Here is a 25,941-nt window from a genome sequence, read left to right as displayed (position 1 = left end):
TTTTCTTTTGTCTCGAAATAGCCCCTTTTATTTCTAATTATTAACTCACCAATTTAGACAACATCCCGATAGCCGTGCTGTTCCATAATTTCATAAATATCCTTCAGTCGTGGATTCCCTTCTGCTACGATTTTATTGTTGATGACAACGACCGGATAGAACAGATCTTCCTCAAGAATCTGAAGAGCAAATTTCTGGTTCTCTCCTTCTGTTGGAGAAAAGATATCCACGTATTCTATACTGAAGAGCTGATTTGGAAATTTCCGTGAGATGGCCGCTTCCAGCCATTCCGCTGTTTCTTTTGATGTAGGGAGATTCACACAGCTCGCACATTTTTGTTCCCCGCCGAATACTTTTATGATGATCTGACTCATGTCCATTTACTCACCCCAATTTGAAGTCCCCTGCTTTCTTTTATTGTAATAGATTCTGCTCCGTTAATAAAGGTGAATTCTTTTCAATGTTGTGATGCGCGCACATGGATTTTTTTATTCAAAACCCGTATAATAAAAGTAAGTTTTTAATGAAAGGAGCATTTTATTATGACTACTGAAATTTCTATGCGTGAGCAAGTTGAAGAAGTTCTAGATAAATTACGCCCATTTTTGCTTCGTGATGGCGGTGACGTTGAACTCGTTGACATCGAAGACGGTATTGTTAAAGTACGTTTGATGGGTGCTTGCGGAAGCTGCCCTTCCTCCACCATTACGTTAAAAGCCGGTATCGAGCGCGCCCTTCTTGAGGAAGTGCCTGGTGTCGTTGAATTGGAACAAGTATTTTAATTAATGCGATATGTAAAAAACCCCGCTCAATGGAGTGGGGTTTTTTATGCCGGAAGAGAAAGCTGTTCGATTCGAACTCCCTTTGAATCAGGAAGAACCATTCTGCAGACATAACCCTCAAACGCTGATGCCAGCCGTTCCCTGATGCGTTCTCCGGAACCTGCCGGCACAAAGCTGATCACTGTCGGGCCTGCCCCGCTTATGGCTGTTCCATAAGCGCCAAGGTCGTATGCTTTCTGTTTAATTGCTGCAAAATCAGGAAACCAGCACTGGCGATAAGGTTCGTGCAGCAGATCTCTTTCCATCATTTTTCCAGCCGTTTTCCAGTCGTTTGTAAGCACAGAAGCAACTAACACGTTGCTTACCGCACTCGCCTGAACTGCCTGAGCGTGAGGCAAGCTTTCGGGCAATGCTTCTCTTGCCTTGCTCGTTGAAAGCTCAAAGGACGGAATGACAAGCACCATTTCCACTGATAAATCATGGATTTGTACCGTTTCTACCGTGTTTTCTCCGTAGCTGCTGACGGCTAAGCCGCCGATCAATGAAGGGACCACATTGTCAGGATGCCCTTCCATTCTGCATGCATATAAGGATTTCTCTTTTTTAGACAAAGAGAGCGAAAGCACACGGTTTGCCCACTCTATACCAGCTACGATTGCTGCCGCACTGCTGCCAAGTCCCCTTGAAAGAGGGAGCTCGCTCTCCACTTCAATGGAGCAGCATGGCAGCTCTTTACCATGATCCTTTGCAACCAGCAAAGCTGCATCATGTATAAGATTCGTTTTTTCTCCGTTCAGTATTTGCAGTTCATTTCCAATGTAAGTGAATTTCCATTGTGAAGACGGAAACACATTCACGGTTAAGTACATTGTGATCGCCATTCCTATTGAATCAAAACCGGGTCCTAAATTTGCTGTGCTGCCCGGAACTTGGATGGAAAATGGGGAAAAGGTCATTGAAGCACACAACCCTTCATGGCCTCCCTCAGCTCTTCAATTTGATTGGAAACTTTGACCGGGTTGACAGAAACCGTCTCCATCGCTGTCTCCGGATCCTTCAGCCCGTTTCCAGTCAGCACGGCGACAACCCTTGTTCCTTTTGCGAGCTTGCCGCTTTTTACGAGTTTCCAAACGCCTGCAATGGATGAGCACGAAGCCGGTTCTGCAAAGACGCCTTCTTTTTTCGCCAGCAGATGGTATGCTTCTACAATTTCCTGATCACTGACACTGTTCACTCCGCCATTCGACTGCTGTACAGCTTCGACCGCGAAGTTCCAGCTGGCTGGATTTCCGATTCGGATTGCAGTGGCAATTGTTTCTGGATTCTTTACTACGGCATTGTTAACGATCGGGGCTGCTCCTTCCGCCTGAAAGCCTTGCATCCTCGGGAGCCCGCTTCCCTTCTTCTCGTGATATTCTTTGAATCCTTTCCAATACGCAGAAATGTTGCCTGCATTGCCTACGGGAATGGCAAGCACATCTGGTGCTGAACCCATCGCGTCCACGATTTCAAACGCGGCTGTTTTCTGTCCTTCCAGACGGAACGGATTGACAGAGTTTACGAGAGTCAGCGGCTCTTCTTCACTTAATCTGCGGACCATCTGAAGTGCTTCATCAAAATTCCCTTCGATCTCAAACACTTCCGCACCATACATTTTAGCCTGTGCCAGCTTGCCGAGCGCCACTTTTCCAGAAGGAATAACTACGATACACCGGAGCCCTGCCCTCGCCCCATAGGCAGCAGCCGCTGCACTCGTGTTACCTGTTGACGCACAGATGATGGCCTTGCTTCCTTCTTCCTTCGCTTTCGCTACGGCCATTACCATTCCCCGGTCCTTGAAGGATCCCGTCGGATTGGCTCCTTCATATTTAACGGAGAGCTCGATACCCCATTCTTTTGAAAGGTGTTCAAGAGGAATAAGCGGTGTGTTTCCTTCCAACAGAGAAAGTTCAGGTGTAGCGGCATTGACGGGTAAGAATTCCCTGTACCGATGAATTAGTCCTTTATAGCTCATTGTGCTCCTCCTTCTACTCTGTAATGGCTCTTAATTACTTTAACGACCCCTGAATCCCGTAACTGCTGATATATCTGGTCATTTTGGTGCTTTGTTGTCGTATGCGTTACGAGAACTACCTCAGCAACCCCGTCTTCACCGACTGGTTTTTGAAGCAGTTTTTCCAAGCTGACGTGATTTTCTGCAAAGACTGAAGTCAGAGAAGAAAATGTTCCTGCTTCATCTTTGACATGCAACCGGTAAAAGTACTTCCCTTTAATCTCATCTGCTTGCTTTAATTGTTTTTCAAATTGAGGAGCCACTACACTTTTTCCGTTAACGCCAAGGCGCATATTGCGAACGACTGCTACAAGGTCAGACACGATGGATGTAGCGGTAGGCAGCTGGCCGGCACCCGGACCGAAGAACATGGTCTCCCCAACAGCTTCTCCATAAATGTAAACCGCGTTATATTCGTTTTGTACAGAAGCAAGCGGATGTGTATCCGGAAGCAGCGTCGGTTCCACACTCACTTCGACTTTTCCACCATCTTTTCTTGCGTTGCCGATCAATTTCATTGAATAGCCAAACTGGCGGGCATACACTAGATCATCACTTGTAATATTGGAGATCCCCTTCACTTCCACATCATCAAGATGTATGTTCATAGAAAAACCGAGGGATGCCAGAATCGCCATCTTCCTTGCAGCATCGATTCCTTCTACGTCTGAAGTCGGGTCTGCTTCCGCATAGCCTAAGTCCTGAGCCTCTTTTAATACTTCTTCAAACGTTAAATTTTGTTTGTCCATCTTCGTTAAAATGTAGTTGGTCGTTCCGTTTACGATTCCCATCATCTTCGTGATCCGGTCTGATGCAAGGCCGTCCACAAGAGTGCGGATAATCGGAATTCCTCCTGCTACACTCGCTTCATAAAATAGGTCACACCCATTTTCTTCGGCGGCCGACAGCAATTCTGCACCATGCAGCGCCATAAGATCTTTATTTGCTGTAATCACATGTTTTTTATTGTTTAAGGCCTGCAAGATGTATTCTCTTGCTAGTTGGATACCTCCTATAACCTCAATGACAACATCTATTCCAGGGTGGTTCACAACCTCTTCAGCATTGCTTGTCAATAATTCTGGCTTAATCGTACAGGATCTTTCCTTGTCCAGATTTTGTACGAGTACTTTTTCTATGTAGACCGGACAGCCTACACGGTGAAGCAATTCCTCCTGGTGACCCTCCACCATCCGGACGACTCCGCTTCCTACTGTTCCTAGTCCTAATAATCCTACAGATACGCTTTCAACCATTGCCAACACTCCTGTCCTCACTAGAAATACATATGTTTTTATATTAAGGACAATTGTAGACCCTATTTGGGTTTGAAACAACCAGAAATATTGTAAAGATTTTGGCAGCGCTTACATTTTTGTGTGAGACAAAAAGCCTCTTTTGCTAGCTAGAGGCCAAATAGCAGGTTATTATCCGCGTTTGAAACCACCCTCTGAATGTATGATCTGGCCTGTAATCCATTCGCTTTGATCGCTGGCAAGAAAATGAACTAACCTTGCTGCATCATCGGGCATACCAACTCTTCCTGATTGGAAACGGGTAGCCAGGTGCTTATGCGTCTCTTCATTCATCCAGCCTGTGTCTGACGGTCCAGGATTAATTGCGTTTACTGTAATGCCTTGTCCCCCCACTTCCTCACTGAATGTAACTGTAAGCGCATCAATGGCCCCTTTTGTAGCAGCATAGGCAAGTTCTCCCGCCATCGGCCCTTTAGACTGTCCTGACGTCATATTAATGATCCTTCCGCCAGAAACTCCATTCCAGCGGCGGGCGAATTCCACACAAAGCATTGACGTTGCGCGAACATTGATTTCATAGTGTTTGTCCAAATGTTCTGCCGTGAACGTCGCAATCGTGTCATTTACTGAATAACAGGCGTTGTTAACAAGAATAGAAGGTGCCCCAACCGTACGTTCCGCTTCATCAAACAGCCTTGCATAGGAATCGGCCTCCGCAAGATTCAATTCCATCATTCCATGAGTCAAACCGAACTGTTTCAGCTCATGTAAGAGGATTTCAGGATCGCTTTCTTTTTTCCCCCAAGGCATTCCCTTATCATAATTCGACCAATATGTAAAAAAGACAGAAGCCCCTCCCCGGGCAAGTGTCCGGCAAAACGCCGCACCCATCCCTTCCAGCCGGCTTACTCCCGTGACAATAGCAGCTTTTCCTAACAATTCCTTGTTCATTTCTTAATCCCTCATTTATTCATGATTACCTGTATTTACAGCTGCAGGAGGCTTTAAACCCTTCAATACATGAGCAATATTACTCACAGCAAGTCTTGCCATCTTAAGGCGTGTTTCTGTACTTGCACTCCCAATGTGTGGAAGTGCCGTCAAATTAGGATGTCTTAAAAGCGGATGGTCTGGATTGATCGGCTCTTCCCGGAACACATCCAGACCTGCACCATTGATCCAGCCCTCTGATAACGCACGGTCCAGCGCCTCCTCAACCACTACTCCGCCTCGCGATACATTTATAAACAGCGCCGTATCTTTCATCTCTTAAAAGCCTTTTCATTAAATAGATCTTTTGTTTCTGGCGTAAGCGGTGTTAAACAGACAATATAATCCGATTCTTTCAGCAAGTCCTCGAATATCCGGTAAGAGAGCCCCAGCCTTTCTTCAGTTTCAATCTTTCGACGGCGGTTATGATAAAGAACCTTCATATCAAAGCCTGATGCCCGTCTAGCTACCGCTTCACCAATACGCCCCATGCCAACGATTCCTAATGTTTTATGGTGAATATCAGTACCTGCAAGAAGAAGCGGGCTCCAGCTGTTCCATTTTCCATCCTTAATATATTCTGCTGCTTCTGTAATTCTCCTCCCGGCTGCCATCAGCAATGCAAATGCCAGATCTGCTGTTGTGTCTGTAAGCACATCAGGTGTGTTGCAGACGGTCACTCCGTATTTTGAAGAAGCTTCCACATTAATATTATCGATTCCCACAGCAAGATTAGCTACAGCCTTTAGGTGCGGCGCCTGGCGCAAGAGCTCCTCATCAATTCGGTCTGAGAGCATCGTCAGCAGTCCTGCTGCCTTATTTGCCTTTTCGAGCAGAATACTGCGCGGAACCGGTTTTTCTTCTTCCATCCACATTTCCACCTCAGCGATTTCCTGCAGTTCGGCAAGTGTTTCTTGTGGTAATTTTCGCGTTATGTACACATAGGGCTTCATATCAGCACTCCAAGCTTTTTCCCTTATTTTCTCATGTTTGTCCTATCAGTTCAATTTAGGAAAGCTTAAGCGCCCTGTTAAGGTCCGACAAGCGCTGGACCTAGACAAAAGAAAAAGCGCTTCACAAAGAGCGCTTTTACGTGCTGGGGAGAAGCCAGTCAACGATTGGAATCTGAAGCCGGTCGGCAGGCAAGCCGATCGATGGAAAAAACGAGCGCAGGAAATTTTCGTTCTGCTCTTCCCTCAGCAGATATTCTGTAAATTTGTGCTGAGATAATTCTTTGCCGATCTCCCGTTCATTTTGATAGTGCTTTTCAAGCAGATCAAAATACCATACCGGATATAAAAGACGTCCGTATAACAATCTCCAGCCTTCTCTTTTTAGAGGGATTACCCGCTCGTAATCATCGAGAAACGATGTGATGCTTTCAGGAGTAAAGTTTTTTTGGTATACACAGGAACGGATCCACTCTGCAATATCACGCACAGGATGGTCGAGTACCCAGCCTGTAGGAAGCTTTATATAATCGTCATCAAACTGAAGCCATGAATTCTCCTGAAATCGCTCGTGGCATATGGAGGGGCCGGCCTCTTCTCTTATGGAATCTTCCATATTGTAATCGATGATGTACTGGATCGCATTTTCTGAAAGTCCTTCATAATAAGGAAATGTCGTTAGAAACAATTGGTCAAATTCTGTTTTTACCGGCTTTGCAAAAACTTCCCTGTACCACTCTTTGGCCTGGTCCACACGGTTCATCCACAGGACGGCCCAGCTTCCATACAATAAGCTATCCGACGTAGCCGGCGGAGGAAGTTCTCGGCCGTTTTTATGGAAGGCGGCAAGTTCTTCGCCCAGCGGCCTTTTTTCCGATGCAGTGCGGTTTGACTTTTCAATTTTGAATAATAGGATAGGTTCACCCTCAATATTGGCATTAGGGAGGTTCGACAATGTAGGAAAAAGTCCTGCGATGCCCTTCTCCCCCTTGTACCTTAAATAATCGCTGAAATAAACTATCTCTTCAATGCGGTCAATCGTAATCTTTTTCTGCGGAACGACTAAGTACTGTTCTCCCCCAGAAACAAAATAGCGATATCCACTGATGCTTCTTTTTCCATCACAATATAATTGATAATGATGATAAATGTCCCTCTCGAACATAGCCTCACCCCAACTCCTTCAATAATTATAGTCTATGACCCAACACCTTTGATGGTTATTAAAATTTGGCTGGACTCATAACTTAGGTTTGGACACATATACTATAAAAAGCTTAACGTCGTGAAAGATAAGGAGATCTTTATGAGAGAGAAAAAGGTAGAGAATGTTGAGGAAACAGCACTGCGCCTGCTCAAAGAACGGGGCGTAACATTAAAGGATATCGCCGAACTTGTTTATTTTCTTCAAGTGCCTTACCATCCTGACCTTGAGTTATCTGTCTGCCTTCAGAACGTGGAAAGGGTCGTTGCCAAACGTGAGGTGCAAAACGCTATATTGACTGGAGTACAGCTTGACATGCTCGCCGAGAAAAAGATGCTTGAAGGCCCTCTTCAGGAAATTCTAGAACGAGATGAGAGCTTGTATGGCATCGATGAAGTTATTGCTCTTTCTATTGTTAATATATACGGATCCATCGGTTTTACGAACTACGGCTTCATCGATAAACAAAAACCGGGCATCCTTGAAAAATTGAACGATAAATCCACAGGAAAAGTGCATACCTTCCTCGATGATATTGTGGGTGCGATTGCGGCTGCTGCTTCAAGCCGTCTTGCCCACCGTGCAGCCAATACTGAGTAATCAGAAGAAAACAGCTCCCTCATACGGAAGCTGTTCTTTTCATTTTATTCAAATGCTTTCCATTCATCCAGTCCATTCACCGTGTACTTCGGCTGAATATCAACCAGGCCGAGGTGCTCCTTCTGGGTTACACCCGTGTGAACAAGGAGGGTATCAAGACCAGAACGTATTCCCGCCAAGATATCGGTATCATAATTGTCGCCGATCATCAGGGTATCTTCCTTCGCTGTGCCAAGCTCTTCGAGTGCCATCTCCATAATAATCGCTTCCGGCTTACCAATAAAGGTCGGTTGTACCCGTGTGGAAACAGCCACTACAGAAGTCAGCGAGCCGTTTCCAGGCAGCAGGCCTCTTTCAGTAGGCAGAGCAATATCTCCGTTCGTGGAAATAAACCTCGCCCCATTCCTTACTGCAAGACACGCGATCGTTAATTTTTCATAGTTGATCGAACGGTCGATTCCCATGACGACAAAATCAGGCTGCTCCTCGGTAAGGGTGAAGCCTTTTTCCAATAATGCCTGTCGGATTCCTTCTTCTCCAATGCAATACACAGTTGCGTCACGTTTGATTTTTTCAATATAGTTGGCAGTAGCCATGCTTGTCGTGTACACATGATCGGAAGTGGCCGGAATTTCAAAGTTGTGCAGAACAGAAGCCACGTCTTCCTTCGTTTTTGATGAGTTATTCGTCACAAAAAGATACGGAAGGCCTCTCCTGTTAAGTTCCTGAACGAATTGCACCGCCTCTTCAATCCGTTCCTTTCCTCTGTACATCGTTCCATCCAGATCAATCAAATAGCCTTTATAAGTTTTCATTCCACAAACTCCTTTTTTCATTCACAGGTTAGTGTACCAAAAATGGGGCCATCCTAACAAAAATTTGAACCCCTTGACTCTCCGATTTCCTCTTTATGTATATTGTTCCATTTGAAGTGCGCGATAAGAAAAAAGGAGGTCATCTTATGGCTAAAAATACAAATGAAACTGTAGTTTCTGGAGTACAAAACGCATTGAATCAAATGAAACAGGAGATTGCCAGGGAGTTTGGTGTTTCTTTAGGAGCAGATACGACGTCTAGACAGAACGGTTCGGTTGGCGGCGAGATCACGAAGCGCCTCGTACAGATGGCTGAGCAACGGCTTTGAAAGAAAGTAGCTAGACATCACAACTTTTCAAGTTTTCATTGATATCAAAAAAGGGGCTGTCCAAGAAGTCTGGTAGCTGTTGATCTCCGCTCCAGGCTGCTCGCTTTCCGCGGGGCGTGCGGTGAGCCTCTTGGCGCAAGCGCCTGCGGGAGTCTCACCTGTCACGCTAGTCCCGCAGGAGTCTCGCACCTTGCACTCCAATCAACTTTTCATTGAAGATTTTTCACGTCAAAGGAGCTGCCTGAAGGTCAATTTTCGACTTTCAGGACAGCCCCTTTTTATTTCGGCGTTCCTGGCTGAAAATATTCAATTCTCTCCCGGTCAGGGCCATAGAAGAAAATATACTGAGAACCATCCGGCAACGATGTCACCTCATCTTCGACAAACAGGACGCTATGATTCTTCAGCACCTGAATTTCTTTCGAGAGATCATCTACGGTAAACGCCACATGATTCACTTTTCCTTCTTCAGCCAGCTGTCTATTGTGGCCTGCTACCAGCTCAACCAGGATCTCCCCTTCCAGTCCCAAAAATACTAGTTCGATCCCCGGCTTGGAGTGTTTCATTCGTTTGATCACATCCAAACCTATGATGTCACGGTAAAAGGAAATGGATTCTTCCAAGTTTTCAACCATAATTCCTACATGCTCAAGCTTTCTTACAGCCATACCAAACATCCCTTCCAATTTCGATTCATTCACCTGAAAATTTCATATTTGTCTTAAGTATAGTAGAAAGGGAGTTTATTGAACATAACAATTACTGGCCGCTTGGAACCGGACTGATGACCGCTAGTGCCTGCTCGAGATCATAGATAATATCATCAATCGTTTCAATGCCCACCGACAGCCTTACCATCTCAGGCGATACTCCTGCTCTAAGCTGCTCTTCCTCTGTCAGCTGCTGATGCGTAGTGCTTGCCGGATGGATGATTAATGATTTAGAATCACCGACATTCGCCAAGTGAGAGAATAACTTCACACTTTCAATGAGCTTTCTTCCTTCTTCTACCCCGCCTTTTACACCGAAAGTGAGGATGGCACCAGCACCTTTAGGCAAATATTTCTGCGCCAGCTCATTATACTTGTTATCTTCTAATCCAGGATAGTTCACCCAGTCCACAGCAGGATGTTCTTTTAAGTATTTCGCCACCTTCAGGGCATTTTCACTATGCCGTTCTACACGCAGTGCCAGCGTTTCAAGCCCTTGAATAAAGAGGAAGGAGTTAAACGGTGATACGCAAGAACCGAGGTCTCTGAGCAATTGGACACGCGCCTTGATAATATAAGCCAGCGGTCCGACTGCTTCCGTATAAACGACGCCATTATAGCTTTCATCCGGCTCCGTAAGTCCTGGGAATTTGCCGTTCGTCCAATCAAACTTACCGGAATCTATGATTAATCCTCCAATCGATGTGCCGTGTCCGCCAATGAATTTTGTAGCGGAATGAACGACAATGTCTGCTCCATGCTCGATCGGACGGCAAAGATATGGTGTTGCAAACGTATTGTCTACGATAAGCGGAACCCCTGCTTCATGAGCAATTTCTGCAATGGCTGAGATATCTGCCACGTCAATTTTCGGATTCCCGATCGTCTCGATGTAAACCGCTTTTGTCTTTTCAGTAATGGCATCACGGAAGGATTGAAGGTTATCCACTTCTGCAAATTTAAAATTGATTCCGAGCTTCGGAAGTGTATTCGCAAACAAGTTATACGTTCCGCCATATAGAGAGCCAGACGCTACAATTTCGTCACCTGCTCCCGCTATGTTTAAAATGGAATACGTAATCGCCGCCTGGCCGGATGCCACCGCCAGCGCTCCAACACCGCCTTCTAGCTTTGCAATCGTCTGTTCAAACGCATCCTGTGTCGGATTCATGATTCGGCTGTAAATGTTCCCAAACTCTTTTAAACCAAAAAGGTTGGCTGCGTGCTCCGTACTGTTGAATTGATAAGACGTTGTCTGGTAAATAGGAACCGCTCTCGCGCCTGTTGTCGGATCTACTTTCTGTCCCTCGTGCAATGAAACCGTCTCAAAACCATATTCTCTTTCTTCACTCATGTTCAATCTCTCCTTCTAAAATGTAGTGGTTTAAACAGAGGCAAGGATCTGAGTAAAATGTTAGCCAACAAGAAAAGCTGAAGTGCCCTGCTAAGGTCCGACAAGCGCTGGAGTTCTTCTCAAGCAACACGTTTTTTGTGTTGAGGGAGAAGAACGAAGATGACTAAGGATGAAAAGAAGATCTTACTTTTCATCTATCGAGGACCTTAGCTGAAAACTTAAGTTCATTTTCAGCATTGGGCACTGAAGCTGAACAATCAAAAAGACCTCTTCTAAAAGAAGAGGTCGCAGTTTTCACCGTCGGCTCTCATCTTTCAGAACATTTGCGTGTTCTGCTGAAATTAGCACCATGCATTTCTGCTGGTTGCCGGGTTTCATCGGGTCAGTCCCTCCACCTCTCTGGATAAGATACATCTGAATATTAAGTTATTTTGAATAATACTGAACTTTAATGTTGAAGTCAACCCTTTTTTTCACGATAAGGAAGGGGCAAAGTTTTTGGCACGCTCCCCCGGGCCGATGTTCGAAACTTTGCATTTTTTATTTTCTGCTGCAGTCAGCAATACCATATCGGTCTTCTGCCCTGCTCCAGTAAGAGAAAAAGTGTGGCCAGCGAGACGATGGAAAAAGAGATCACCCTCGATGAGCTCTACCTGACGTCCTTCGTGCGACAACAGAAGGAAAGAATAGAGGGCGGATGATCGTAAAAATCCAACAAAAAAATAAACCCTATTGGCGGATCAGCCAGTAGGGTTTATGCGTTTTTCTCTTCGGAAATCAAATATTTGCAATACGAGCCGCCTTTAGCAAGACATTCTGTGCGTTCCACATGGTCTGTACCGAGCATTCTCTGGAATAAAGAAAGCTCACATGAGCAGGCATTCTGATATTCATTTGCTACTTTGGCAATCGGGCAGTTGAATTCTTTTAATTCATACTGGCCGTCTTCTGTTTTTTCCCACTCGACCATATAGCCGGCTTCGTTTTGAATGTCGGCGAGTTCGGCCACCTTTTGCTCAAAGCTCTTATTCTCCATCCGTTTCTTATACTTATCATTTAAGCGGTTTTCCCGGCGGACAAACAATTCATGCACAGCTTTCTCACCGGCAATCTCCTGAATGTCTCTCATAAATTCAACGGTCAGCCCCGAATAGTTGCGCGGAAATTGTTCATCCGCAGCTTCGGAGAGCTGATACACATTCAGCGGCCGTCCCATGGCCTGGCGGACCAGGGTGGTTTCAACGAGCCTGTCTCTCTCTAATGTATTTAAGTGGCGCCTGACAGCCATCTCGGTAATCCCAAGGCGGCTGGCCATTTCAGTAACCGTCAATTTTCTATATCGCTTAAGCATATGAATGATTTCAGAACGGGTAGAGGTGTTATTAGCCATAGCCATTAACAATCACCTTCCTTACCCCTATCTTACAGCATTTGCTAGCAAAAGTACATTCTAAACAAAAATGTTTAGAAATAGGGATAGCAGCTTTTACTTCTGCTCCTCTTCAGGCAAAAATGCAGAAACAGGCCCCAATTCTTGTTCAATATAGCGTCTCACATCGGCAGGGAAACTTTCGATCGATCCAGAATTCTCCAAAAGGACCTCGGAAATTTCAGAATGGCTGACACTCGCAAAATGCTGGACCAGCATTTTGCGCAGTGATACGACCTTTTTCAATCCTTTCGCATTTTGCGCGGTGATCACTTTTTCATCCTCAAGGATATCCAATATGTCTTCATAACTGCCCGGATCCCTCATTATGAAGCCATCGATCATCGAATTACCCACATCGATCATACTTTCGATGATAACGTGAGCCGCTCGTTCAAGAGCCAGCTTTTCTACATCGCCTTCCTTGCCGGCCAGTTTCTTTGCCTGCTGATGCAATGATCCCAGATATACTAAATGGTGTTCAATTTTTTTTCTGTCAACAAAATACATATGTATCACCCTGCCTTGTCATTCTGCATAGTCCTTATTAGTTTATCACAAAATTCAAGGAGAATTACGGAAGGAGCCTCCTATTTTCTTATACCGGCTTGTCTGCTATCATGGGGAAGAAAGAAGGAAAGCCCTTGCGGCAAGGAGGACTGAATGTGGCAGAAGAACGCTTTTTTCTGTATGACGATACCGAGAAATCCGAGACACGCTTCGTAAGTTTTATGGGAACGAATACCCGATTTGACCTCGCCATTGTAAAAACAGGAAGACATTACGGCAAGAGCCTGATTCTCGATCTGCAGGGAAGCCGTTTTTCCATCATAGGAGAAGATGACCTTGAAGAAGAGGGATACTTGGAGCATGTTTTCCAGCTTAATGAGGAAGATGCACAGGAGCTTCGGGAGTTCCTATACGAAACACTATAGTTTTGCGGGAAAATTACCCACACAAAAAAAGCCATTTCATGGGCAGTTTAAAAAAGGATAGATGCCTTCTATCCTTAACCTGCCTGAAGGGAATGGTTATTTTGTATAACAAGGATAAAAAAACCTATACGGATTTCTCTAATGTGGAAACCCGCAGGCGCTATGTTCTGCCTGAAGACTTGCCTGAAGGACCATACGGATCTCCAATTAATGCAAAGCTTGGAAAATCTACTCCCTGGGAAGAAAATCAGCGGTATTACAGCGCCTTCAACTATGAATATAAAAATCTTCACGCCGGCATGGAACGCCAATATCCCGGTGCCCATCCGACGCATGATGATCCTGGAGAAGATACAGAAGAACCATACCAAAATTATAAATAAGGCAGGATAAATAACCCCTTGTTGATCAGGGGGTTATTTTCTTTAGCACAAAATAAGGACAGCCAAAGTTACAATACTCATAAATGTATTCCGGAAGCGTACTGATCTTCGTGTCATATGTCGCTTTATCATGTCCGTCTTCGAAAAAGCCGCGCAGCCTGAGCTGTTCATAGCCGATATCACCGACAAGATAATCATATTTATGTAAAATTTCGCTGTACCTTGATTTGAGCAGTTCCTCATCAAAGGCCTCTTTATTATTCTCTATCAGTTCGTAGCAATGCTCACCAATACAAATCATGAACTCACCTCACTTTTATATTTTACCATGTCCCATAAAAATACAGCCAACAATTTCTTTGTAAAAAGTTTTTTATTGTGGTCAACCTAAGGATAAGGAGGTGAATCACATGAACAAGAAAATTGCTGCATTAATGATACTATCCTTTACCCTGTTTACCGCTGCCTGCTCGGATGATGACACGAGAAAAGAAACAACAAGCGGTTATAAATTTTCCAACACCAGCTACAAAAATTACAAAAATGATAATAATACGATGGGAACCGACAGAAGATACGGGGACTTCGGCTATGTGCGACATGAATATAAGGGAGAGAACAGAAAGCCCCTCTCTGCCAATCAAATACCGAAAATGGATCGCCAAAAACTGGCTGACATGATTACTGACATGGCTGTACGCCTGCCGAACATTAAAGATATGGCTGTTTTGGTTACAGATGAAGAAGTCCTCATGGCTTACGAAACAACCAGCAAAAATCGGATGGCCATGGCGGATAATGTTAAAAAAACAGCTTTTTCCGTCGTCCCCCGCTACTACCATGTCTACGTTTCAGATAAAAAAGGCATGATCGGCAAACTCGAGCAGTACCGCTCCATCAACTATGATACTGAAAACGCCGAGGGCATCATCGAGCGATTGGTTGCACAGATGAAAAAATCTCCGCAAGGATACAAAGTAAGCGATGGCGAGAATCAGAACGGGGAAATGAAAGGCGAAAAATGAAAAGCAAATAAGAAAAGCGTAAACGACCTACAATTACTCACCCAAAACAAAAAAGCCGGACACATTAACATCCGGCTTTTTTTCTAATTAGTTGCTTTGAACCGCTTTGTTGGCAGCATTTACCTGTTCATCTGCATGGTAAGAGGAACGGACAAGCGGGCCTGCTTCACAATGCTTGAATCCTTTGCTAAGAGCAATTTTACGAAGCTCCGCAAATTCGTCTGGATGATAATATTTTTGAACTTTTAAATGTTTCTTTGTCGGCTGCAAATATTGTCCAACGGTAACGATATCGACATTGTTGGCACGAAGGTCATCAAAAGTTTCAATGATTTCTTCCATTGTTTCCCCGAGGCCGATCATAATGCTCGATTTTGTAGGAATGTTTTCGTTCATTTCTTTTGCACGGCGCAGGAACTCAAGTGTGCGCTCATACGTCGCACGGGCTCTGACTCTTGGTGTCAAGCGTCTTACCGTCTCAATATTGTGGTTCATGATATCAGGCTTGGCATCCATTAAAGTTTCCAGGTTTTCTTGAACGCCCATCATATCGGAAGGAAGAACTTCAATGGAACAGAACGGATTGCGCTTGCGAATCGCTCTAACGGTTTCCGCAAAAACAGCTGCACCTCCATCTTTCAGATCGTCACGGGCAACAGCGGTAATGACCACATGCTTCAATCCCATTTGTTCAACAGATTCCGCTACGCGTTCCGGTTCCTGCAGATCCAGTTCTGTCGGCAATCCCGTCTTTACTGCACAAAAACGGCAGGCACGGGTACACACGTCACCAAGAATCATGAAGGTTGCCGTTTTTCTTACTGCCCAGCACTCATGGATGTTCGGGCAACGCGCTTCTTCACAAACGGTATGTAGCTTCTTTTCGCGCATCATTTTTTTGAGGCCTTTATAGTTGTCGTTTGTGTTCAGCTTTATTTTTAGCCATTCCGGTTTACGGATGTGCTCTTCTTTCTTAGCCAAAATCCTCACTCCAATTCATCGTCCTGCACAAAAAAATCTTGTGCTTTAAAAGGTAGAGATACATTAGAAACTTTAACATAACTGGCGGGAAAACTCCAATCCATGATATTTCCATCATTTATATAATATGAAATTTCTTTTCCCAACCAAACTAAGGATATGATTCAGGAAAGGAGTTGAAGAACTCACCATGAAAAAATGGCTAAGACTTTTCTTGTTTGCTTCCTTGATCGGTTTTATTTTTCCTGAGCGGGAGGCCTTGGCCGCACCAACCTATAATAAAGAAGATGTACAGCGGCTGGCACTATATAAAAAGATGGAAACGGTATCGAGCATTCCCTGGTACTACTTCGCTGGTGTCGATCAGTACGAACGAAGCGTACGGCGTGCCCGAAGGGATCTTCCTGATGCTTACGGACTTGTCGGCATTTATTTTTCCCCTATTCAATGGTCAGGACCGTTAAATCCAAACATGGAGGACAAAAGCCCTGATTCCATTCGAATATTTGGCGGTGCAGGGATGGATGGGAATAATGATGGAGTCGCCGATAGGAACAATGACGAGGATTTGCTGTACACGTTTGCGAACATTATCCAGAAATACGGGTTTGATCAAGAAAATTTTAAAATTGGATTATGGGAATTCTATAGACGGGATAAGGCTGTCAGCATCATTATGGAGAATGCCCAAATTTACAAAGCCTATGGAACAGTCGCATTGAACCAGCATGCTTTCGTGGTCCCTCTTCGTTCGAATTACAGCTTCAAAAACACTTGGGGTGACCGAAGGGGATATGGCGGCCTGCGTATTCATGAAGGGACAGACATCTTTGCCGACTACGGTGTGCCGGTAAAAGCAACATCATACGGAATCGTTGAGATAAAAGGCTGGAACCGTTTTGGCGGCTGGCGGATCGGAATCCGAGACATCAATAACGTCTATCATTATTTTGCGCATCTCTCCAGTTTTAACAAATCCATTGAAAAAGGATCAATCGTACAGCCTGGAATGGTCGTAGGCTATGTGGGAAGCTCCGGGTATGGCCCGCCAGGTACGTCCGGAAAATTCCCGCCTCACTTGCACTATGGCATGTACAGAGATAACGGGTATACGGAATGGGCTTTTGATCCCTACCCGTACCTCCGAGCCTGGGAACGACAGGAGCGGACTGCAGCACGATTGCATCGCTAATAAAAAAGCCACCCGTGGGTATAAAACGGGTGGCTTTTGCATATTGCTATATTTTTTCGATCACAAGAAAATCATGGGAATATTTATTTTTTTCGTCTACAATTCCCGGTGTTTCGGAAACCAGCTTCCATTCGGATTCATCATATTCAGGAAAACATGTGTCACCATGAAAGCTTTCGTTAATCTTCGTGATATACATCCGTTGGACATGCGGCATAAACAATGAAAAAACTTCCGCACCGCCAATCACACATACTTCTTCTTCCGGCCGCTCCAGTGCCTGGTCTATCGAATGAATGACAGTGCAGCCTTCCGCTTGAAATGATTCATCTCTCGTCAGGATGATATTTTCACGGCCCGGAAGCGGTTTTCCTATGGATTGAAACGTTTTGCGGCCCATAACGATCGGCTTTTTCATCGTTACTCTTTTAAAGTGCTGCAGATCAGCCGGGAGGTGCCAAGGGAGGCCATTGCGATCACCGATCAATCGGTTCTCGTCCATAGCGAACACATAAGAAATCATACTGATACCTCGCCCTTAATCCGCGGATGGTGCTCATAATTCACGAGCTCAAAATCCTCATATTTAAAATCAAAGATAGAAGCCACTTCTGGATTTATCTTCATCAAGGGCAGCGGTTTAGGCTCTCTTGTCAGCTGCAGTTTCACCTGATCCAAATGATTCAAATAGATATGAGCATCACCGACCGTATGTATAAATTCGCCTGGCTTCAGGCCGCATACTTGAGCAATCATCAGGGTTAACAGCGCATACGATGCAATGTTAAACGGAACGCCTAGAAAAAGATCCGCTGAACGCTGATAAAGCTGGCAGGATAATTTTCCGTCAGCAACATAAAATTGAAAAAGGGTATGGCATGGCGGAAGAGCCATTTTTGGAACATCGGAAGGATTCCATGCCGAAACCAAAAGCCTTCTGGAATCCGGATTATGATTAATATCGTGAATGAGATTGGAAATCTGGTCGATCGTTTCGCCGCTTGGAGTCTGCCATGAACGCCACTGATGGCCGTAAACCGGTCCCAGATCACCATTTTCGTCTGCCCATTCATCCCAGATTGACACTCCGTTTTCATGAAGGTAGCCTATGTTCGTGTCTCCTTTTAGAAACCAGAGAAGCTCATGAATAATGGACCGCAAATGAAGTTTTTTCGTGGTCACTACCGGAAATCCCTCTTCAAGGTTATATCGCATTTGCCTTCCAAAAACAGAGATCGTTCCTGTTCCTGTACGGTCTTCTTTTCTTGTCCCATTTTCAAGGGTATCTTGAAGCAGATTCAAATATTGTTTCATTTCAGCCGAACACCTCTCTTTTCGTTACTACTATCCTACACTAAATGGTTCGGTGTTTCTAGCCGGAAAAGTTTGTCTCAATTTAATTACAATTATAAAAAATTTATCCATTTTCTTCATATCATTGTTATACTGAATGTGGAGTTAACTTGGTATTGAAATACAGGGGGGATGACCTTGGATTTCAGAAGGCTTTTACAGTGGATGTATTACTTGCAAATCGCCTTTTTTGTAAGCGGAATCTACCTATTATTAGTATACATTCTGACGAGCAATACAAAGCGCATTCAGATCATGAGCGGAGTTCTCTGCTTTAACCTCATCTCGCTTAAGCTTATGAGGGACCGTTATAAAATCTAAAAAACTGTACCCAGGGATGGAGTACAGTTTTTCTTTATACCATCTTCAGCAAGGCATCCCTTCCGGACATTCCTGCCTCGATCCCAATGGCATACGCTTCTGTTGTAATGGATTCCAGCGGCGCATTAATCAGTTGATCTATGGTTCGTACACCTACTGCTCGGCCTGCAATAATTTTTCGGTCTGAGAGCTTTTCATTCAAGAGGGCGACATCCAAAGCCCCGCACATGATATACCCTTTGTCATTATACACGGCAAGCAGGCTTGTTTTCGGCAGCTGGACGGTTACCGCTGTAAATGGGTGGCCGTCAATGATTACCGGGTTTAATTCAATCATGCTTTCCCCCCCTTTCCTCCTATATGGTATGTACAAGAGGGGAAAGAGTGCGTCCACTACTGCCCATTCATCTTCTTAAGCTTCCATTCGAGCAGATCACGAAGTGTTTCAGGCAGCATAAATGTTTTTGTTTTGTTTCTTGCGATCGCTGGATAAAGCTTGCCGAACGTAAACATATCAATGACGGCAACCTTGTATATCCCCCCATCTATTACAGGTTCACCATTCAGCCAAATGTTTTTAACATGAGACTGCTGATCTTCAAGTACCGCTTCTTCCACTGTGATGCCTGAAAACGCCATACGGCCCATGACCTTTCCTCTGAATCCGAATCCCTTAACCTCTTTATGGATCATCTCACGGCTTAAACCCGCATGGACAATTTCCTTGATCTCATCACCGGTCAGATCGACAATGCACGGATTAATCGGATGTGGACAAATCCGATGCAGATCTCCTTTTGTGACAGGGCCAGCAGGCAGACTTTCCAGAAGTGTTCCCGAATTAACCATGGAATAGGAGGTCTTGCACCACTCTTTAAGTGCGTCCGCCATCAGCTGTGCAAAAGGTGATGGCTCATACCATGAAACATGAAGAGGTTCGCTTAATACGGCTACTTCCCTCTCCAGGACTTTTTCTCCTTTTTGTTTCAGTTCATCCAGAAGCTCGGCACCTTGATTGTCCTCTGCTATATCTGTCAGTTCAATCAGCATTGCTTGTTTTGATGCAATTTTTTTTGTGGATGCATCATACTGAATATTGATTTCACCAAGATACTGACCGAATTTTCCGGTTTGTGCGATCAAAGTACTATTTATCCTTTTTCCTTCTGGGAGCACATGGTGTGTATGGGCACCGAGGATAAGGTCAATTCCGCTTATTTCCTTGGCCATTCTTTCATCAAAGTTTAATCCTAGATGCGAGAGAACAATGACAAGATCACAGCTGTTTTTCAAATCAGCGATAATCTCAGGCAGAATCTTGAACGGATCTTCCACCCGCCACCCTAAAGAGTGATAAAAAGCCTGAAAAGCTACCGTGGCTCCCGTAACCCCTATTCGAATTCCATCCTCTGTCGTGAACACTTCAGAAATTTTTGCCCAATGAGGGCGTTCTCCCTCTTCATTAAAAAGGTTTGCTGCCAGTACCGGAAAATCAGCTTCGGTATAAAGAGAATAAAGTTCCTCTTTTGTAAGTGTGATTCCCTCATTATTTCCGATAGTTACCGCATCTGCACCAGCCTGATTAAGAAGGAGCGTATTCCCTTGTCCAAGCGTTCCTTCTGTCAGTGAATTGGCACGGTCCATAAAATCCCCGCAATCAAAATAAAGCAAGGTCTGTCCTTTTGCGGGAAATTCTGCCCTGCCTGTTTTTATCTGCTTTACGATACGCGGCCAATATTCAAAATGGCTGTGTACATCATTGGTGTGATAAATTTTTAATGTATTTAGCATATTGCCCCCTGAACCTTAAGAACCTGCCCTAATTATCAGCAGCAGGCCATTTCATGCGTCATTTTCACTATGAAATCGAATGACTGTTACTAATCAGTATAAACCAAATGGCGTTGTGCCACCCCTTTTTAAAACAAATCAAGCTGTCTCGGAGATAGCCCTTCATAATCAAGGCTCAGCATATCGATAAACTTCCTGGCGTTATCTGCAGCATCGCCTCCAGAATTGTTGTTGAACAATATGACGATCTCCTTAGACTGTTCACTCAATTTTTCAACATGCTGCTTCCATTCAGCAAGTTCTTTATCATTGTACCGATATAAATACCGAACTTCTCTCCAGTTTTCCTGGCCGTGATTGTTCCAGCCATGAACATTCCTTCCATGCATTCGAATGATGGTAAGCGCTGAAGACGTTGGTTCGATTACAGCAGGGACCGATCCCTGGCCCGCTTGAGGTTCATCACAAATCGTATGAATCCAGCGTTCTTCTCTCATAAACTCCACCGTCTTTTCTCTCATTTCAGGCATAAACCATGATTGATGGCGAAATTCAAGAGCAACCGGGATGCCCTCCATCATTTCCCTCGTAAACCTTAGCATCTGTACACTTTCCTTATTGCATTCAAACCAAGGCGGATACTGAAAAAGCACTGCCTTCATCTTACCTGACTCGATCACAGGCTGGATGGAGGCTTTAAATAAATCAAACATTTCTTTTGTCGATTCAAAAGGAATCTTGCCACGAGAATGTCCCGTCATTCCTTGGTAGGCTTTAATGATAAACGAAAAACGGTCCGGTGTGTCCTTTATCCATTTTTGATAATTTTTTAACGGCTGGATGGCATAGAAGGAGGAATCAACTTCCACAACCGGAAAAAAGCCGCTGTACAGCTTTAATTTTTCAGTGGATTTCGTCCCTTCCGGATATAAAGACTGGTGGTCCCCCCAGCCCGTTACTCCAATCAGTATCATAGTCCTTCTCCTCATTATGAATGGTTACTCTCTCTATTCCCCAAAATTTCATTATGTAAAAAAAAGCGAACCCATAGTGGCGTTCGCTTTTTGATTTGCTATATTAGCCGATAGAACCTTCCATCTCGAATTTGATTAATTGCCGTTTTCAAAATGTTTTAAAGAGATGGAAAAACCTTGATAAATCAACGTTTTTCCCTTTTTCATTTTCAGAACGGTATCAAGTTTTTCAAACTCAATCGGCACGAAATCGGCACGCGAGAATACCTAATAAAACATATTTATATTAATGTTTTGAGTGAATTTATACTAACATAAAGTTGATTTGGAAGATAGTTAGAAGATGTATTATCCCTTTAAAAAATGGACCCAAAGAAAACATAGAGGAAAGGAGAATAACGATGAGTAGAGAAGTGCTAAAAAAACGCATTCATCAGCATTTCGACAGAAAAAAGATTAAGGATGAGCAGCTCGAAACATTGCTGGTACGTTCCATCCTGTCCCTGAAAAAGGAGAAGGGACAACACGGTAGGAGGATGATCGTTGGAAGACATCCTTAATTCCGCCCTACCATACTCATGTAAATCATACTCATGTAAATAAATTAGGTAAAAGAAATGGTAAACGGATTATCTTTTGAGCCATTCAAGGGATAGGAGCATCAGCCATCCCGGCTCCAATAACAAGCAATATAATTTTCTACTTCATAATGAACAAAGAGTAAAAGGCAACGTATAAGCAATACTAAGAAGGAAGTTTTTTAATAAAGGAGGGAATGCAATGACAAGTCGCAATGGCAGCAAAGGAAGCCAAAACCAAGGTTCACCACAAGCACAATACAATCAAGAATTTAGCAGTGAGTTTGTGAGTGGGAATGATAACAAAGGAAAAGAATATCGTTCTAAAAAGGGTAGTAAATCAAAGAGTGATCCAAAGGAAAGCGGAGCTTAAAAAAATCGTGAGGTATACGCCTCACGATTTTTTATGCCTACTGCTGAAAAGCATCAGAATCTGACTCAATGGGATGTTATTCCGTTGCTTGTTCTAGTTGTTCGGGAATGCCTACTACCTGCAATCCAAAAATGAACGAGCTAAATATATTGATAATTGGTGGGAAATCGTGAATTGGAGAGAAGTGGAGCAACTATACAGAAAGCGTTATTGCCTTTTGGCAGTTTAATTGCTCGTAAAGCTTGAACATGACGTGATAGAGCGGAAGAAATAAATACTGTCCGTTTAACATTTGAAACCATTATCTTGGCTATTATGATAGAAATCCGAGAAACACGAAATTGGGGATGCCGTCATCTTTTCCTGCGAGCACTACAATACGTTGAACAGAACTACTCAGTGATATAACCCCAAAATAGCAAATGGCGTTGTTCAGGTACGATATTTGCCATTCCGTTTGACTGATGTACTCCCACAATGAACAACCCAAACCTGAAGAGCAGAAAAGCTGCGGGTATAAATGAAGCGATAAAAGGAAAAACAGAAGGGTTTGTAAGAACTCGTTCTGGGGCTTTTTATACCCGCCATTAAAGCATTGGATATATTCTGTTGCTGTATGAAATTTAAAATCAGTATATAGTCTAGTTGTACCTTCAGGATGCTCATCATTTACCGGCCACCGAAGGCCGTTATACTTTTCTAACTTGATTTTTGGACAGTGTAGTAAGTAAGTTCTCCAACGTTTCATAAGTAAATTTCAACACTCAGTGATTTTGCAACTTAAGGGCTTATGTTCCTTCCTGTCCTTCCCGAGTAATAATGTACGTGTCCGTTATTAAAGGTGGTTGTTCCAGAAAACTCATGATAATGTGTCCCATCGCCCAGATGGACAGCAGGTCCCGTCTCTCCTGAAAATCCATGAACATGCCCATTTGCAAAAGTGGTTTTTCCCTCATAGTAATGAACATGAGTAATGGTGTTATTTACTGGTGTTGTTGTTCCCTGTACGTTGTGCGAATGTCCATTATTTATCGTCGTTTCCGTGGCATATTGATGTCGATGAAGAACTCTTTCATTCCATTCTATTTGTTCAATATCATGCTCGTGCACAGAACCCCTCCTCTTACTTGAAATACATCTGAATATATCTATGTAACAAATTAAAAACGTATAACTCCAATCCTTATTTACACAATTAAATTTATGGCAAGTTCCTTGGTGTAATGACCGTCTCTTTGATTCACGTAATCTATAAATCCATCACCCAAGTTATAACTTTGGATGGCGGTTTTTAGATCACCCTTTGCTTTTTTTAGTTGCTGTGCGTGTTTTCCAAAAACATCTATTCTTATACCGTTGACATACCATCTAAAGGCAGCTGAATCTTAAATTAAAGAACCCTTTAGTTTAAGTACGCTGGTGCGGAAAATGGTGCAATGCTTTTTCAGATTCACCGGCGCTAATTTTGTACTAATAGAACATTCTAATCATATTCTTATAAAAGAAAAGAATAAGAAGGAGTGTAGTTAGTTGATTAAAGTTAAGGTTAGTTTACGGCCCATTGTAAGTAAGGTAAATTTACCCACTGTTTTGAAAACAACTATACTTCCGGGTGACTCAATTGAAAGATTATTTATTGCAACCCAGGTAGGAGAGATCTTTTACATAGGAAACTCAAGTTTAAGGACTTTTTTAGATATTCGCCCGCGAATCATAAAACTAGGTGATTCTGAACTAGGTGTTTCTGGTAGTGGATATGATGAACGGGGATTGCTAGGGCTAGCGTTTCATCCAGAATTTTATTATAACGGTCTGTTTTATCTTCATTATTCAGTTGCTGGAACACAAGGTCCAGGTGCTCTTCCTGAACCTTTTATGCCTAACCCGTGTGATCCCAGAACTTTAAACCTAAGATGGATAAATAGAGAAACTCAATATGATCATATTGATACCGTTGAAGAATGGATTTTACAATCGAATGGTCAACCTCAAAAACGAAGGACATTACTTAACTTAAGAAGACCATTTTTTAATCATAATGGTGTCAATAGCTTAAACTTTTCACCTGAAACAGGAAAACTTGTTTTAACAACCGGAGATGGTGGATCAGGCAATGATCCATTTAATTTAAGCCAGGATGATATGGAAATCGCCGGTAAAATAATTGAAATTGATGTAGTTAAGAATACATTTACCTATAATCCACCTGTAGTCACACGTTTTAATGAACTTCCCGCACCTATTCAGGAAACGCTTACGGTAATTGCCAAAGGGGTTCGCAATATACCAGGCATCTCATTTCAAAGGTTTAATAATCAGTATATCAAATATGCAGGAAATGTCGGACAGGATTTGGCAGAGTCCATTTTTTCATTCGTTGATTATAAACCAATCCCGGTTACTCAGCTTATTCAAGCTTCTTTAATGAATTCTGAACCTGACCAAGAAGGATTTATTAACTTTGGCTGGCGAGGGTGGGAAGGTGCTTTTCCTGCTTCGATGATAAGGGGCTGTTCTGCAAATCCGACTTTGGATGAGAAAACAATGGCTTATTACAATGAAGCAGTAAAAACTTCAGTGAGGCGTCTTCAGCCCTTAACTTGTTATTTTCATAAAGATCCCCGACCCGATAAGTTTGGAGGAACTGCACTTACAGGAGTGCAAGCATATATGGGGAATGGAATCCCCGATTTAATGGGAAGCGTTGTGTTTACCGATCTTGCCCGGGCAGAAGAATCTCAATCTCCGGTTAGAGGGGTTTTAGCTTATACCAGGGTAAGAACAGATTGTAAACTAAATGATTTTAGTGTTATTAAAACCGATTATAATTTTGGGTCTCAATCAGCTTATTTTGTTAATCTGGGAACGAATCTGGATCAAACCAGACTATATTTAGGGGTTTATGGCTCTATGAAAGTGACTGATTTTAACCAAGGCACTGTTTTTGAAATTGTTCCATGATTCATAATTATAAAATTCTACTTAATACCAGATAAATCTCTTTCTTGGATTTAATTCGAAATATAAAACAAACTAGAGAGCAATCATACTCCGAATTCGAATAAAAAAGGGGCTGTCCAGAAAGTCGAAAATTGACCTTCAGGCAGCCCCTTTTTGGCTTGAAAAATCTTCAATGAAAAGTTAATTGAAGTGGAAGATGCGAGACTCCTGCGGGACTAGCGTGACAGGTGAGACTCCCGCCGGTGCTTGCACCAAGAGGCTCACCGCACGCCCCGCGGAAAGCGAGCAGCCTGGAACGGAAATCAACAGCTTACAGACTTCTTGGACAGCCCCTTTTCAGACTTTATCCGATAGGTGTGTGAAGTCGTTTACAGTATCGATGTAGCACGGGATCTCACAGAGCAATTCGAGCTTGATCTTAGTGATTCGTTGCAGTTGACCATGGAAGATTTACAGCAGCGCTCTCTTTCACATCGGATAATTCAGCAGGGAGCTCGCCTGCTTTCTCCATTGTTATAAGTAAAATGTAAAAGAAAAAGCATGGGACCCATTTAATTTTACTTTTCCCGGTATGTAAGAAAACATGATGCTGTCTTCACATA

At 43.5% G+C, this 25,941-nt stretch carries 31 protein-coding genes, 3 pseudogenes and 1 riboswitch; of the genes and pseudogenes, 13 read left to right on the top strand and 21 right to left on the bottom strand.

Annotated features, from left to right (window positions below):
• Window positions 1-53 precede the first annotated feature (53 nt).
• Window positions 54-380 carry a YuzD family protein gene (locus M1K46_RS20505; protein WP_062233208.1) on the bottom strand — a complete coding sequence of 109 codons (327 nt, stop codon included), beginning with the start codon at window positions 378-380 and terminating at the stop codon, window positions 54-56.
• Window positions 381-542: 162 nt separating this feature from the next.
• Between M1K46_RS20505 and M1K46_RS20500 the strand changes: the two genes are divergently transcribed.
• Complete coding sequence (locus M1K46_RS20500; protein WP_053357311.1) at window positions 543-782, top strand: NifU family protein; 240 nt, start codon at window positions 543-545, stop codon at window positions 780-782.
• A 44-nt stretch (window positions 783-826) separates the two neighbouring features.
• Here the strand turns inward: M1K46_RS20500 and thrB are convergent, their stop codons facing one another.
• The 6 genes and pseudogenes from thrB to yutH form a co-directional block, all read right to left on the bottom strand.
• Window positions 827-1,738, bottom strand: coding sequence for a homoserine kinase (gene thrB / locus M1K46_RS20495; protein ID WP_256227502.1), 912 nt, complete (start codon window positions 1,736-1,738; stop codon window positions 827-829).
• On the bottom strand, window positions 1,735-2,796 hold the full coding sequence (gene thrC / locus M1K46_RS20490) for a threonine synthase (protein ID WP_053357309.1): 1,062 nt from the start codon (window positions 2,794-2,796) through the stop codon (window positions 1,735-1,737). Before thrC ends, thrB begins: the two co-directional genes overlap by 4 nt.
• Window positions 2,793-4,091 (bottom strand): homoserine dehydrogenase, encoded by a 1,299-nt coding sequence (locus M1K46_RS20485; RefSeq protein ID WP_256227501.1) that lies wholly within the window; start codon window positions 4,089-4,091, stop codon window positions 2,793-2,795. Before M1K46_RS20485 ends, thrC begins: the two co-directional genes overlap by 4 nt.
• A 171-nt stretch (window positions 4,092-4,262) precedes the next feature.
• The gene (locus M1K46_RS20480; RefSeq protein WP_256227500.1) at window positions 4,263-5,042 is read right to left on the bottom strand and encodes an SDR family oxidoreductase; all 780 of its coding nucleotides are present in this window, start codon (window positions 5,040-5,042) and stop codon (window positions 4,263-4,265) included.
• A gap of 15 nt (window positions 5,043-5,057) precedes the next feature.
• Window positions 5,058-6,034: pseudogene (locus M1K46_RS20475) on the bottom strand (2-hydroxyacid dehydrogenase).
• 136 nt (window positions 6,035-6,170) lie between these two features.
• A complete protein-coding gene (gene yutH, locus M1K46_RS20470) occupies window positions 6,171-7,196 on the bottom strand; it encodes a spore coat putative kinase YutH (protein ID WP_256227499.1) in 1,026 nt (341 codons plus the stop codon).
• Between the two features lie 141 nt (window positions 7,197-7,337).
• Here yutH and M1K46_RS20465 point away from each other — a divergent pair, with 141 nt between their 5' ends.
• Window positions 7,338-7,835, top strand: a complete 498-nt coding sequence (locus tag M1K46_RS20465) for a phosphatidylglycerophosphatase A family protein (RefSeq protein WP_053357304.1) — start codon at window positions 7,338-7,340, stop codon at window positions 7,833-7,835.
• A 44-nt stretch (window positions 7,836-7,879) separates the two neighbouring features.
• On the opposite strand, the gene M1K46_RS20460 is transcribed toward M1K46_RS20465, so the two are convergent.
• Window positions 7,880-8,650 carry a TIGR01457 family HAD-type hydrolase gene (locus M1K46_RS20460; RefSeq protein ID WP_256227498.1) on the bottom strand — a complete coding sequence of 257 codons (771 nt, stop codon included), beginning with the start codon at window positions 8,648-8,650 and terminating at the stop codon, window positions 7,880-7,882.
• Window positions 8,651-8,796: 146 nt separating this feature from the next.
• On the opposite strand from M1K46_RS20460, the gene M1K46_RS20455 reads away from it, so the two are divergent.
• Window positions 8,797-8,979, top strand: coding sequence for an alpha/beta-type small acid-soluble spore protein (locus tag M1K46_RS20455; RefSeq protein ID WP_256227497.1), 183 nt, complete (start codon window positions 8,797-8,799; stop codon window positions 8,977-8,979).
• Between the two features lie 278 nt (window positions 8,980-9,257).
• On the opposite strand, the gene M1K46_RS20450 is transcribed toward M1K46_RS20455, so the two are convergent.
• The 4 genes from M1K46_RS20450 to M1K46_RS20435 form a co-directional block, all read right to left on the bottom strand.
• Window positions 9,258-9,647 carry a VOC family protein gene (locus tag M1K46_RS20450; RefSeq protein ID WP_256227496.1) on the bottom strand — a complete coding sequence of 130 codons (390 nt, stop codon included), beginning with the start codon at window positions 9,645-9,647 and terminating at the stop codon, window positions 9,258-9,260.
• Between the two features lie 91 nt (window positions 9,648-9,738).
• The gene (locus M1K46_RS20445) at window positions 9,739-11,043 is read right to left on the bottom strand and encodes a homocysteine synthase (protein WP_062233183.1); all 1,305 of its coding nucleotides are present in this window, start codon (window positions 11,041-11,043) and stop codon (window positions 9,739-9,741) included.
• A gap of 304 nt (window positions 11,044-11,347) precedes the next feature.
• A riboswitch (SAM riboswitch) is annotated at window positions 11,348-11,453 on the bottom strand.
• A 344-nt stretch (window positions 11,454-11,797) separates the two neighbouring features.
• Window positions 11,798-12,439 (bottom strand): helix-turn-helix transcriptional regulator, encoded by a 642-nt coding sequence (locus tag M1K46_RS20440; RefSeq protein WP_091003332.1) that lies wholly within the window; start codon window positions 12,437-12,439, stop codon window positions 11,798-11,800.
• 90 nt (window positions 12,440-12,529) lie between these two features.
• Window positions 12,530-12,982 carry a DUF86 domain-containing protein gene (locus M1K46_RS20435; protein ID WP_256227495.1) on the bottom strand — a complete coding sequence of 151 codons (453 nt, stop codon included), beginning with the start codon at window positions 12,980-12,982 and terminating at the stop codon, window positions 12,530-12,532.
• A 155-nt stretch (window positions 12,983-13,137) separates the two neighbouring features.
• On the opposite strand from M1K46_RS20435, the gene M1K46_RS20430 reads away from it, so the two are divergent.
• Both M1K46_RS20430 and M1K46_RS20425 read left to right on the top strand, forming a co-directional pair.
• Complete coding sequence (locus M1K46_RS20430; RefSeq protein ID WP_231689220.1) at window positions 13,138-13,407, top strand: DUF3055 domain-containing protein; 270 nt, start codon at window positions 13,138-13,140, stop codon at window positions 13,405-13,407.
• Between the two features lie 92 nt (window positions 13,408-13,499).
• Window positions 13,500-13,790, top strand: coding sequence for a hypothetical protein (locus M1K46_RS20425; RefSeq protein ID WP_175501776.1), 291 nt, complete (start codon window positions 13,500-13,502; stop codon window positions 13,788-13,790).
• Window positions 13,791-13,815: 25 nt separating this feature from the next.
• Here M1K46_RS20425 and M1K46_RS20420 read toward each other — a convergent pair whose 3' ends face one another.
• A complete protein-coding gene (locus tag M1K46_RS20420; RefSeq protein ID WP_053357299.1) occupies window positions 13,816-14,091 on the bottom strand; it encodes a YutD family protein in 276 nt (91 codons plus the stop codon).
• A gap of 109 nt (window positions 14,092-14,200) precedes the next feature.
• Between M1K46_RS20420 and M1K46_RS20415 the strand changes: the two genes are divergently transcribed.
• Window positions 14,201-14,815, top strand: a complete 615-nt coding sequence (locus M1K46_RS20415) for a YhcN/YlaJ family sporulation lipoprotein (protein WP_256227494.1) — start codon at window positions 14,201-14,203, stop codon at window positions 14,813-14,815.
• An 87-nt stretch (window positions 14,816-14,902) separates the two neighbouring features.
• On the opposite strand, the gene lipA is transcribed toward M1K46_RS20415, so the two are convergent.
• The gene (lipA, locus tag M1K46_RS20410; protein WP_053357297.1) at window positions 14,903-15,796 is read right to left on the bottom strand and encodes a lipoyl synthase; all 894 of its coding nucleotides are present in this window, start codon (window positions 15,794-15,796) and stop codon (window positions 14,903-14,905) included.
• A 190-nt stretch (window positions 15,797-15,986) separates the two neighbouring features.
• On the opposite strand from lipA, the gene M1K46_RS20405 reads away from it, so the two are divergent.
• A complete protein-coding gene (locus M1K46_RS20405; protein ID WP_256227493.1) occupies window positions 15,987-16,988 on the top strand; it encodes a M23 family metallopeptidase in 1,002 nt (333 codons plus the stop codon).
• A 46-nt stretch (window positions 16,989-17,034) separates the two neighbouring features.
• On the opposite strand, the gene M1K46_RS20400 is transcribed toward M1K46_RS20405, so the two are convergent.
• Complete coding sequence (locus M1K46_RS20400; protein ID WP_091003325.1) at window positions 17,035-17,511, bottom strand: dihydrofolate reductase; 477 nt, start codon at window positions 17,509-17,511, stop codon at window positions 17,035-17,037.
• Window positions 17,508-18,302, bottom strand: a complete 795-nt coding sequence (locus M1K46_RS20395; RefSeq protein ID WP_256227492.1) for a thymidylate synthase — start codon at window positions 18,300-18,302, stop codon at window positions 17,508-17,510. Before M1K46_RS20395 ends, M1K46_RS20400 begins: the two co-directional genes overlap by 4 nt.
• A 177-nt stretch (window positions 18,303-18,479) precedes the next feature.
• Here M1K46_RS20395 and M1K46_RS20390 point away from each other — a divergent pair, with 177 nt between their 5' ends.
• The gene (locus tag M1K46_RS20390; protein ID WP_062233164.1) at window positions 18,480-18,662 is read left to right on the top strand and encodes a hypothetical protein; all 183 of its coding nucleotides are present in this window, start codon (window positions 18,480-18,482) and stop codon (window positions 18,660-18,662) included.
• Between the two features lie 34 nt (window positions 18,663-18,696).
• Here the strand turns inward: M1K46_RS20390 and M1K46_RS20385 are convergent, their stop codons facing one another.
• The 3 genes from M1K46_RS20385 to M1K46_RS20375 form a co-directional block, all read right to left on the bottom strand.
• Window positions 18,697-18,999, bottom strand: coding sequence for a YunC family protein (locus M1K46_RS20385; protein WP_062233161.1), 303 nt, complete (start codon window positions 18,997-18,999; stop codon window positions 18,697-18,699).
• Between the two features lie 56 nt (window positions 19,000-19,055).
• Window positions 19,056-20,453 (bottom strand): bifunctional metallophosphatase/5'-nucleotidase, encoded by a 1,398-nt coding sequence (locus M1K46_RS20380; protein WP_256227491.1) that lies wholly within the window; start codon window positions 20,451-20,453, stop codon window positions 19,056-19,058.
• Between the two features lie 128 nt (window positions 20,454-20,581).
• On the bottom strand, window positions 20,582-21,427 hold the full coding sequence (locus tag M1K46_RS20375) for a DUF72 domain-containing protein (protein WP_256227490.1): 846 nt from the start codon (window positions 21,425-21,427) through the stop codon (window positions 20,582-20,584).
• Between the two features lie 401 nt (window positions 21,428-21,828).
• Here M1K46_RS20375 and M1K46_RS20370 point away from each other — a divergent pair, with 401 nt between their 5' ends.
• The 3 genes and pseudogenes from M1K46_RS20370 to M1K46_RS20360 all read left to right on the top strand — a co-directional run.
• Window positions 21,829-21,987: a hypothetical protein gene (locus tag M1K46_RS20370; protein WP_256227489.1), complete on the top strand. Its 159-nt coding sequence runs from the start codon at window positions 21,829-21,831 to the stop codon at window positions 21,985-21,987.
• 220 nt (window positions 21,988-22,207) lie between these two features.
• Window positions 22,208-22,378, top strand: a complete 171-nt coding sequence (locus M1K46_RS20365) for a hypothetical protein (protein ID WP_053357289.1) — start codon at window positions 22,208-22,210, stop codon at window positions 22,376-22,378.
• A 42-nt stretch (window positions 22,379-22,420) separates the two neighbouring features.
• Window positions 22,421-22,607 (top strand): annotated as a pseudogene (locus M1K46_RS20360) (Fe-Mn family superoxide dismutase); the annotation flags it as partial.
• Window positions 22,608-23,158: 551 nt separating this feature from the next.
• Here M1K46_RS20360 and M1K46_RS20355 read toward each other — a convergent pair.
• Together M1K46_RS20355 and M1K46_RS20350 are read right to left on the bottom strand one after the other, a co-directional pair.
• On the bottom strand, window positions 23,159-23,488 hold the full coding sequence (locus tag M1K46_RS20355; RefSeq protein ID WP_053357288.1) for a YmaF family protein: 330 nt from the start codon (window positions 23,486-23,488) through the stop codon (window positions 23,159-23,161).
• 77 nt (window positions 23,489-23,565) lie between these two features.
• The gene (locus tag M1K46_RS20350) at window positions 23,566-23,724 is read right to left on the bottom strand and encodes a lysozyme family protein (protein WP_256227545.1); all 159 of its coding nucleotides are present in this window, start codon (window positions 23,722-23,724) and stop codon (window positions 23,566-23,568) included.
• Window positions 23,725-23,908: 184 nt separating this feature from the next.
• Here M1K46_RS20350 and M1K46_RS20345 point away from each other — a divergent pair, with 184 nt between their 5' ends.
• Both M1K46_RS20345 and M1K46_RS25775 read left to right on the top strand, forming a co-directional pair.
• Window positions 23,909-25,339, top strand: a complete 1,431-nt coding sequence (locus tag M1K46_RS20345) for a PQQ-dependent sugar dehydrogenase (protein WP_256227488.1) — start codon at window positions 23,909-23,911, stop codon at window positions 25,337-25,339.
• A 354-nt stretch (window positions 25,340-25,693) separates the two neighbouring features.
• Window positions 25,694-25,858: pseudogene (locus M1K46_RS25775) on the top strand (phospholipase D-like domain-containing protein); the annotation flags it as partial.
• Between the last annotated feature and the right edge of the window lie 83 nt (window positions 25,859-25,941).

Origin of the sequence: Fictibacillus sp. WQ 8-8 (assembly GCF_024494405.1) — a bacterium.
GTDB lineage: Bacteria > Bacillota > Bacilli > Bacillales > Fictibacillaceae > Fictibacillus_C > Fictibacillus_C marinisediminis.
The sequence above is the reverse complement of the archived record's forward strand: the minus strand, read 5'-3'. Positions and strand labels throughout refer to the sequence as shown.

Coding starts and splice junctions, on each gene's coding strand:
- M1K46_RS20485 (WP_256227501.1), bottom strand. CDS start 4,091: ATGGTTGAAAGCGTATCTGTAGGATTATTAGGACTAGGAACAGTAGGA.
- M1K46_RS20445 (WP_062233183.1), bottom strand. CDS start 11,043: ATGAGTGAAGAAAGAGAATATGGTTTTGAGACGGTTTCATTGCACGAG.
- M1K46_RS20450 (WP_256227496.1), bottom strand. CDS start 9,647: ATGGCTGTAAGAAAGCTTGAGCATGTAGGAATTATGGTTGAAAACTTG.
- M1K46_RS20505 (WP_062233208.1), bottom strand. CDS start 380: ATGGACATGAGTCAGATCATCATAAAAGTATTCGGCGGGGAACAAAAA.
- M1K46_RS20405 (WP_256227493.1), top strand. CDS start 15,987: ATGAAAAAATGGCTAAGACTTTTCTTGTTTGCTTCCTTGATCGGTTTT.
- M1K46_RS20480 (WP_256227500.1), bottom strand. CDS start 5,042: ATGAACAAGGAATTGTTAGGAAAAGCTGCTATTGTCACGGGAGTAAGC.
- thrC (WP_053357309.1), bottom strand. CDS start 2,796: ATGAGCTATAAAGGACTAATTCATCGGTACAGGGAATTCTTACCCGTC.
- M1K46_RS20380 (WP_256227491.1), bottom strand. CDS start 20,453: ATGCTAAATACATTAAAAATTTATCACACCAATGATGTACACAGCCAT.
- M1K46_RS20370 (WP_256227489.1), top strand. CDS start 21,829: ATGAGTAGAGAAGTGCTAAAAAAACGCATTCATCAGCATTTCGACAGA.
- M1K46_RS20500 (WP_053357311.1), top strand. CDS start 543: ATGACTACTGAAATTTCTATGCGTGAGCAAGTTGAAGAAGTTCTAGAT.
- M1K46_RS20385 (WP_062233161.1), bottom strand. CDS start 18,999: ATGATTGAATTAAACCCGGTAATCATTGACGGCCACCCATTTACAGCG.
- M1K46_RS20460 (WP_256227498.1), bottom strand. CDS start 8,650: ATGAAAACTTATAAAGGCTATTTGATTGATCTGGATGGAACGATGTAC.
- M1K46_RS20425 (WP_175501776.1), top strand. CDS start 13,500: ATGGTTATTTTGTATAACAAGGATAAAAAAACCTATACGGATTTCTCT.
- M1K46_RS20440 (WP_091003332.1), bottom strand. CDS start 12,439: ATGGCTATGGCTAATAACACCTCTACCCGTTCTGAAATCATTCATATG.
- M1K46_RS20395 (WP_256227492.1), bottom strand. CDS start 18,302: ATGAAACAATATTTGAATCTGCTTCAAGATACCCTTGAAAATGGGACA.
- M1K46_RS20465 (WP_053357304.1), top strand. CDS start 7,338: ATGAGAGAGAAAAAGGTAGAGAATGTTGAGGAAACAGCACTGCGCCTG.
- M1K46_RS20420 (WP_053357299.1), bottom strand. CDS start 14,091: ATGATTTGTATTGGTGAGCATTGCTACGAACTGATAGAGAATAATAAA.
- M1K46_RS20455 (WP_256227497.1), top strand. CDS start 8,797: ATGGCTAAAAATACAAATGAAACTGTAGTTTCTGGAGTACAAAACGCA.
- M1K46_RS20400 (WP_091003325.1), bottom strand. CDS start 17,511: ATGATTTCTTATGTGTTCGCTATGGACGAGAACCGATTGATCGGTGAT.
- yutH (WP_256227499.1), bottom strand. CDS start 7,196: ATGTTCGAGAGGGACATTTATCATCATTATCAATTATATTGTGATGGA.
- thrB (WP_256227502.1), bottom strand. CDS start 1,738: ATGACCTTTTCCCCATTTTCCATCCAAGTTCCGGGCAGCACAGCAAAT.
- M1K46_RS20365 (WP_053357289.1), top strand. CDS start 22,208: ATGACAAGTCGCAATGGCAGCAAAGGAAGCCAAAACCAAGGTTCACCA.
- M1K46_RS20375 (WP_256227490.1), bottom strand. CDS start 21,427: ATGATACTGATTGGAGTAACGGGCTGGGGGGACCACCAGTCTTTATAT.
- M1K46_RS20415 (WP_256227494.1), top strand. CDS start 14,201: ATGAACAAGAAAATTGCTGCATTAATGATACTATCCTTTACCCTGTTT.
- M1K46_RS20435 (WP_256227495.1), bottom strand. CDS start 12,982: ATGTATTTTGTTGACAGAAAAAAAATTGAACACCATTTAGTATATCTG.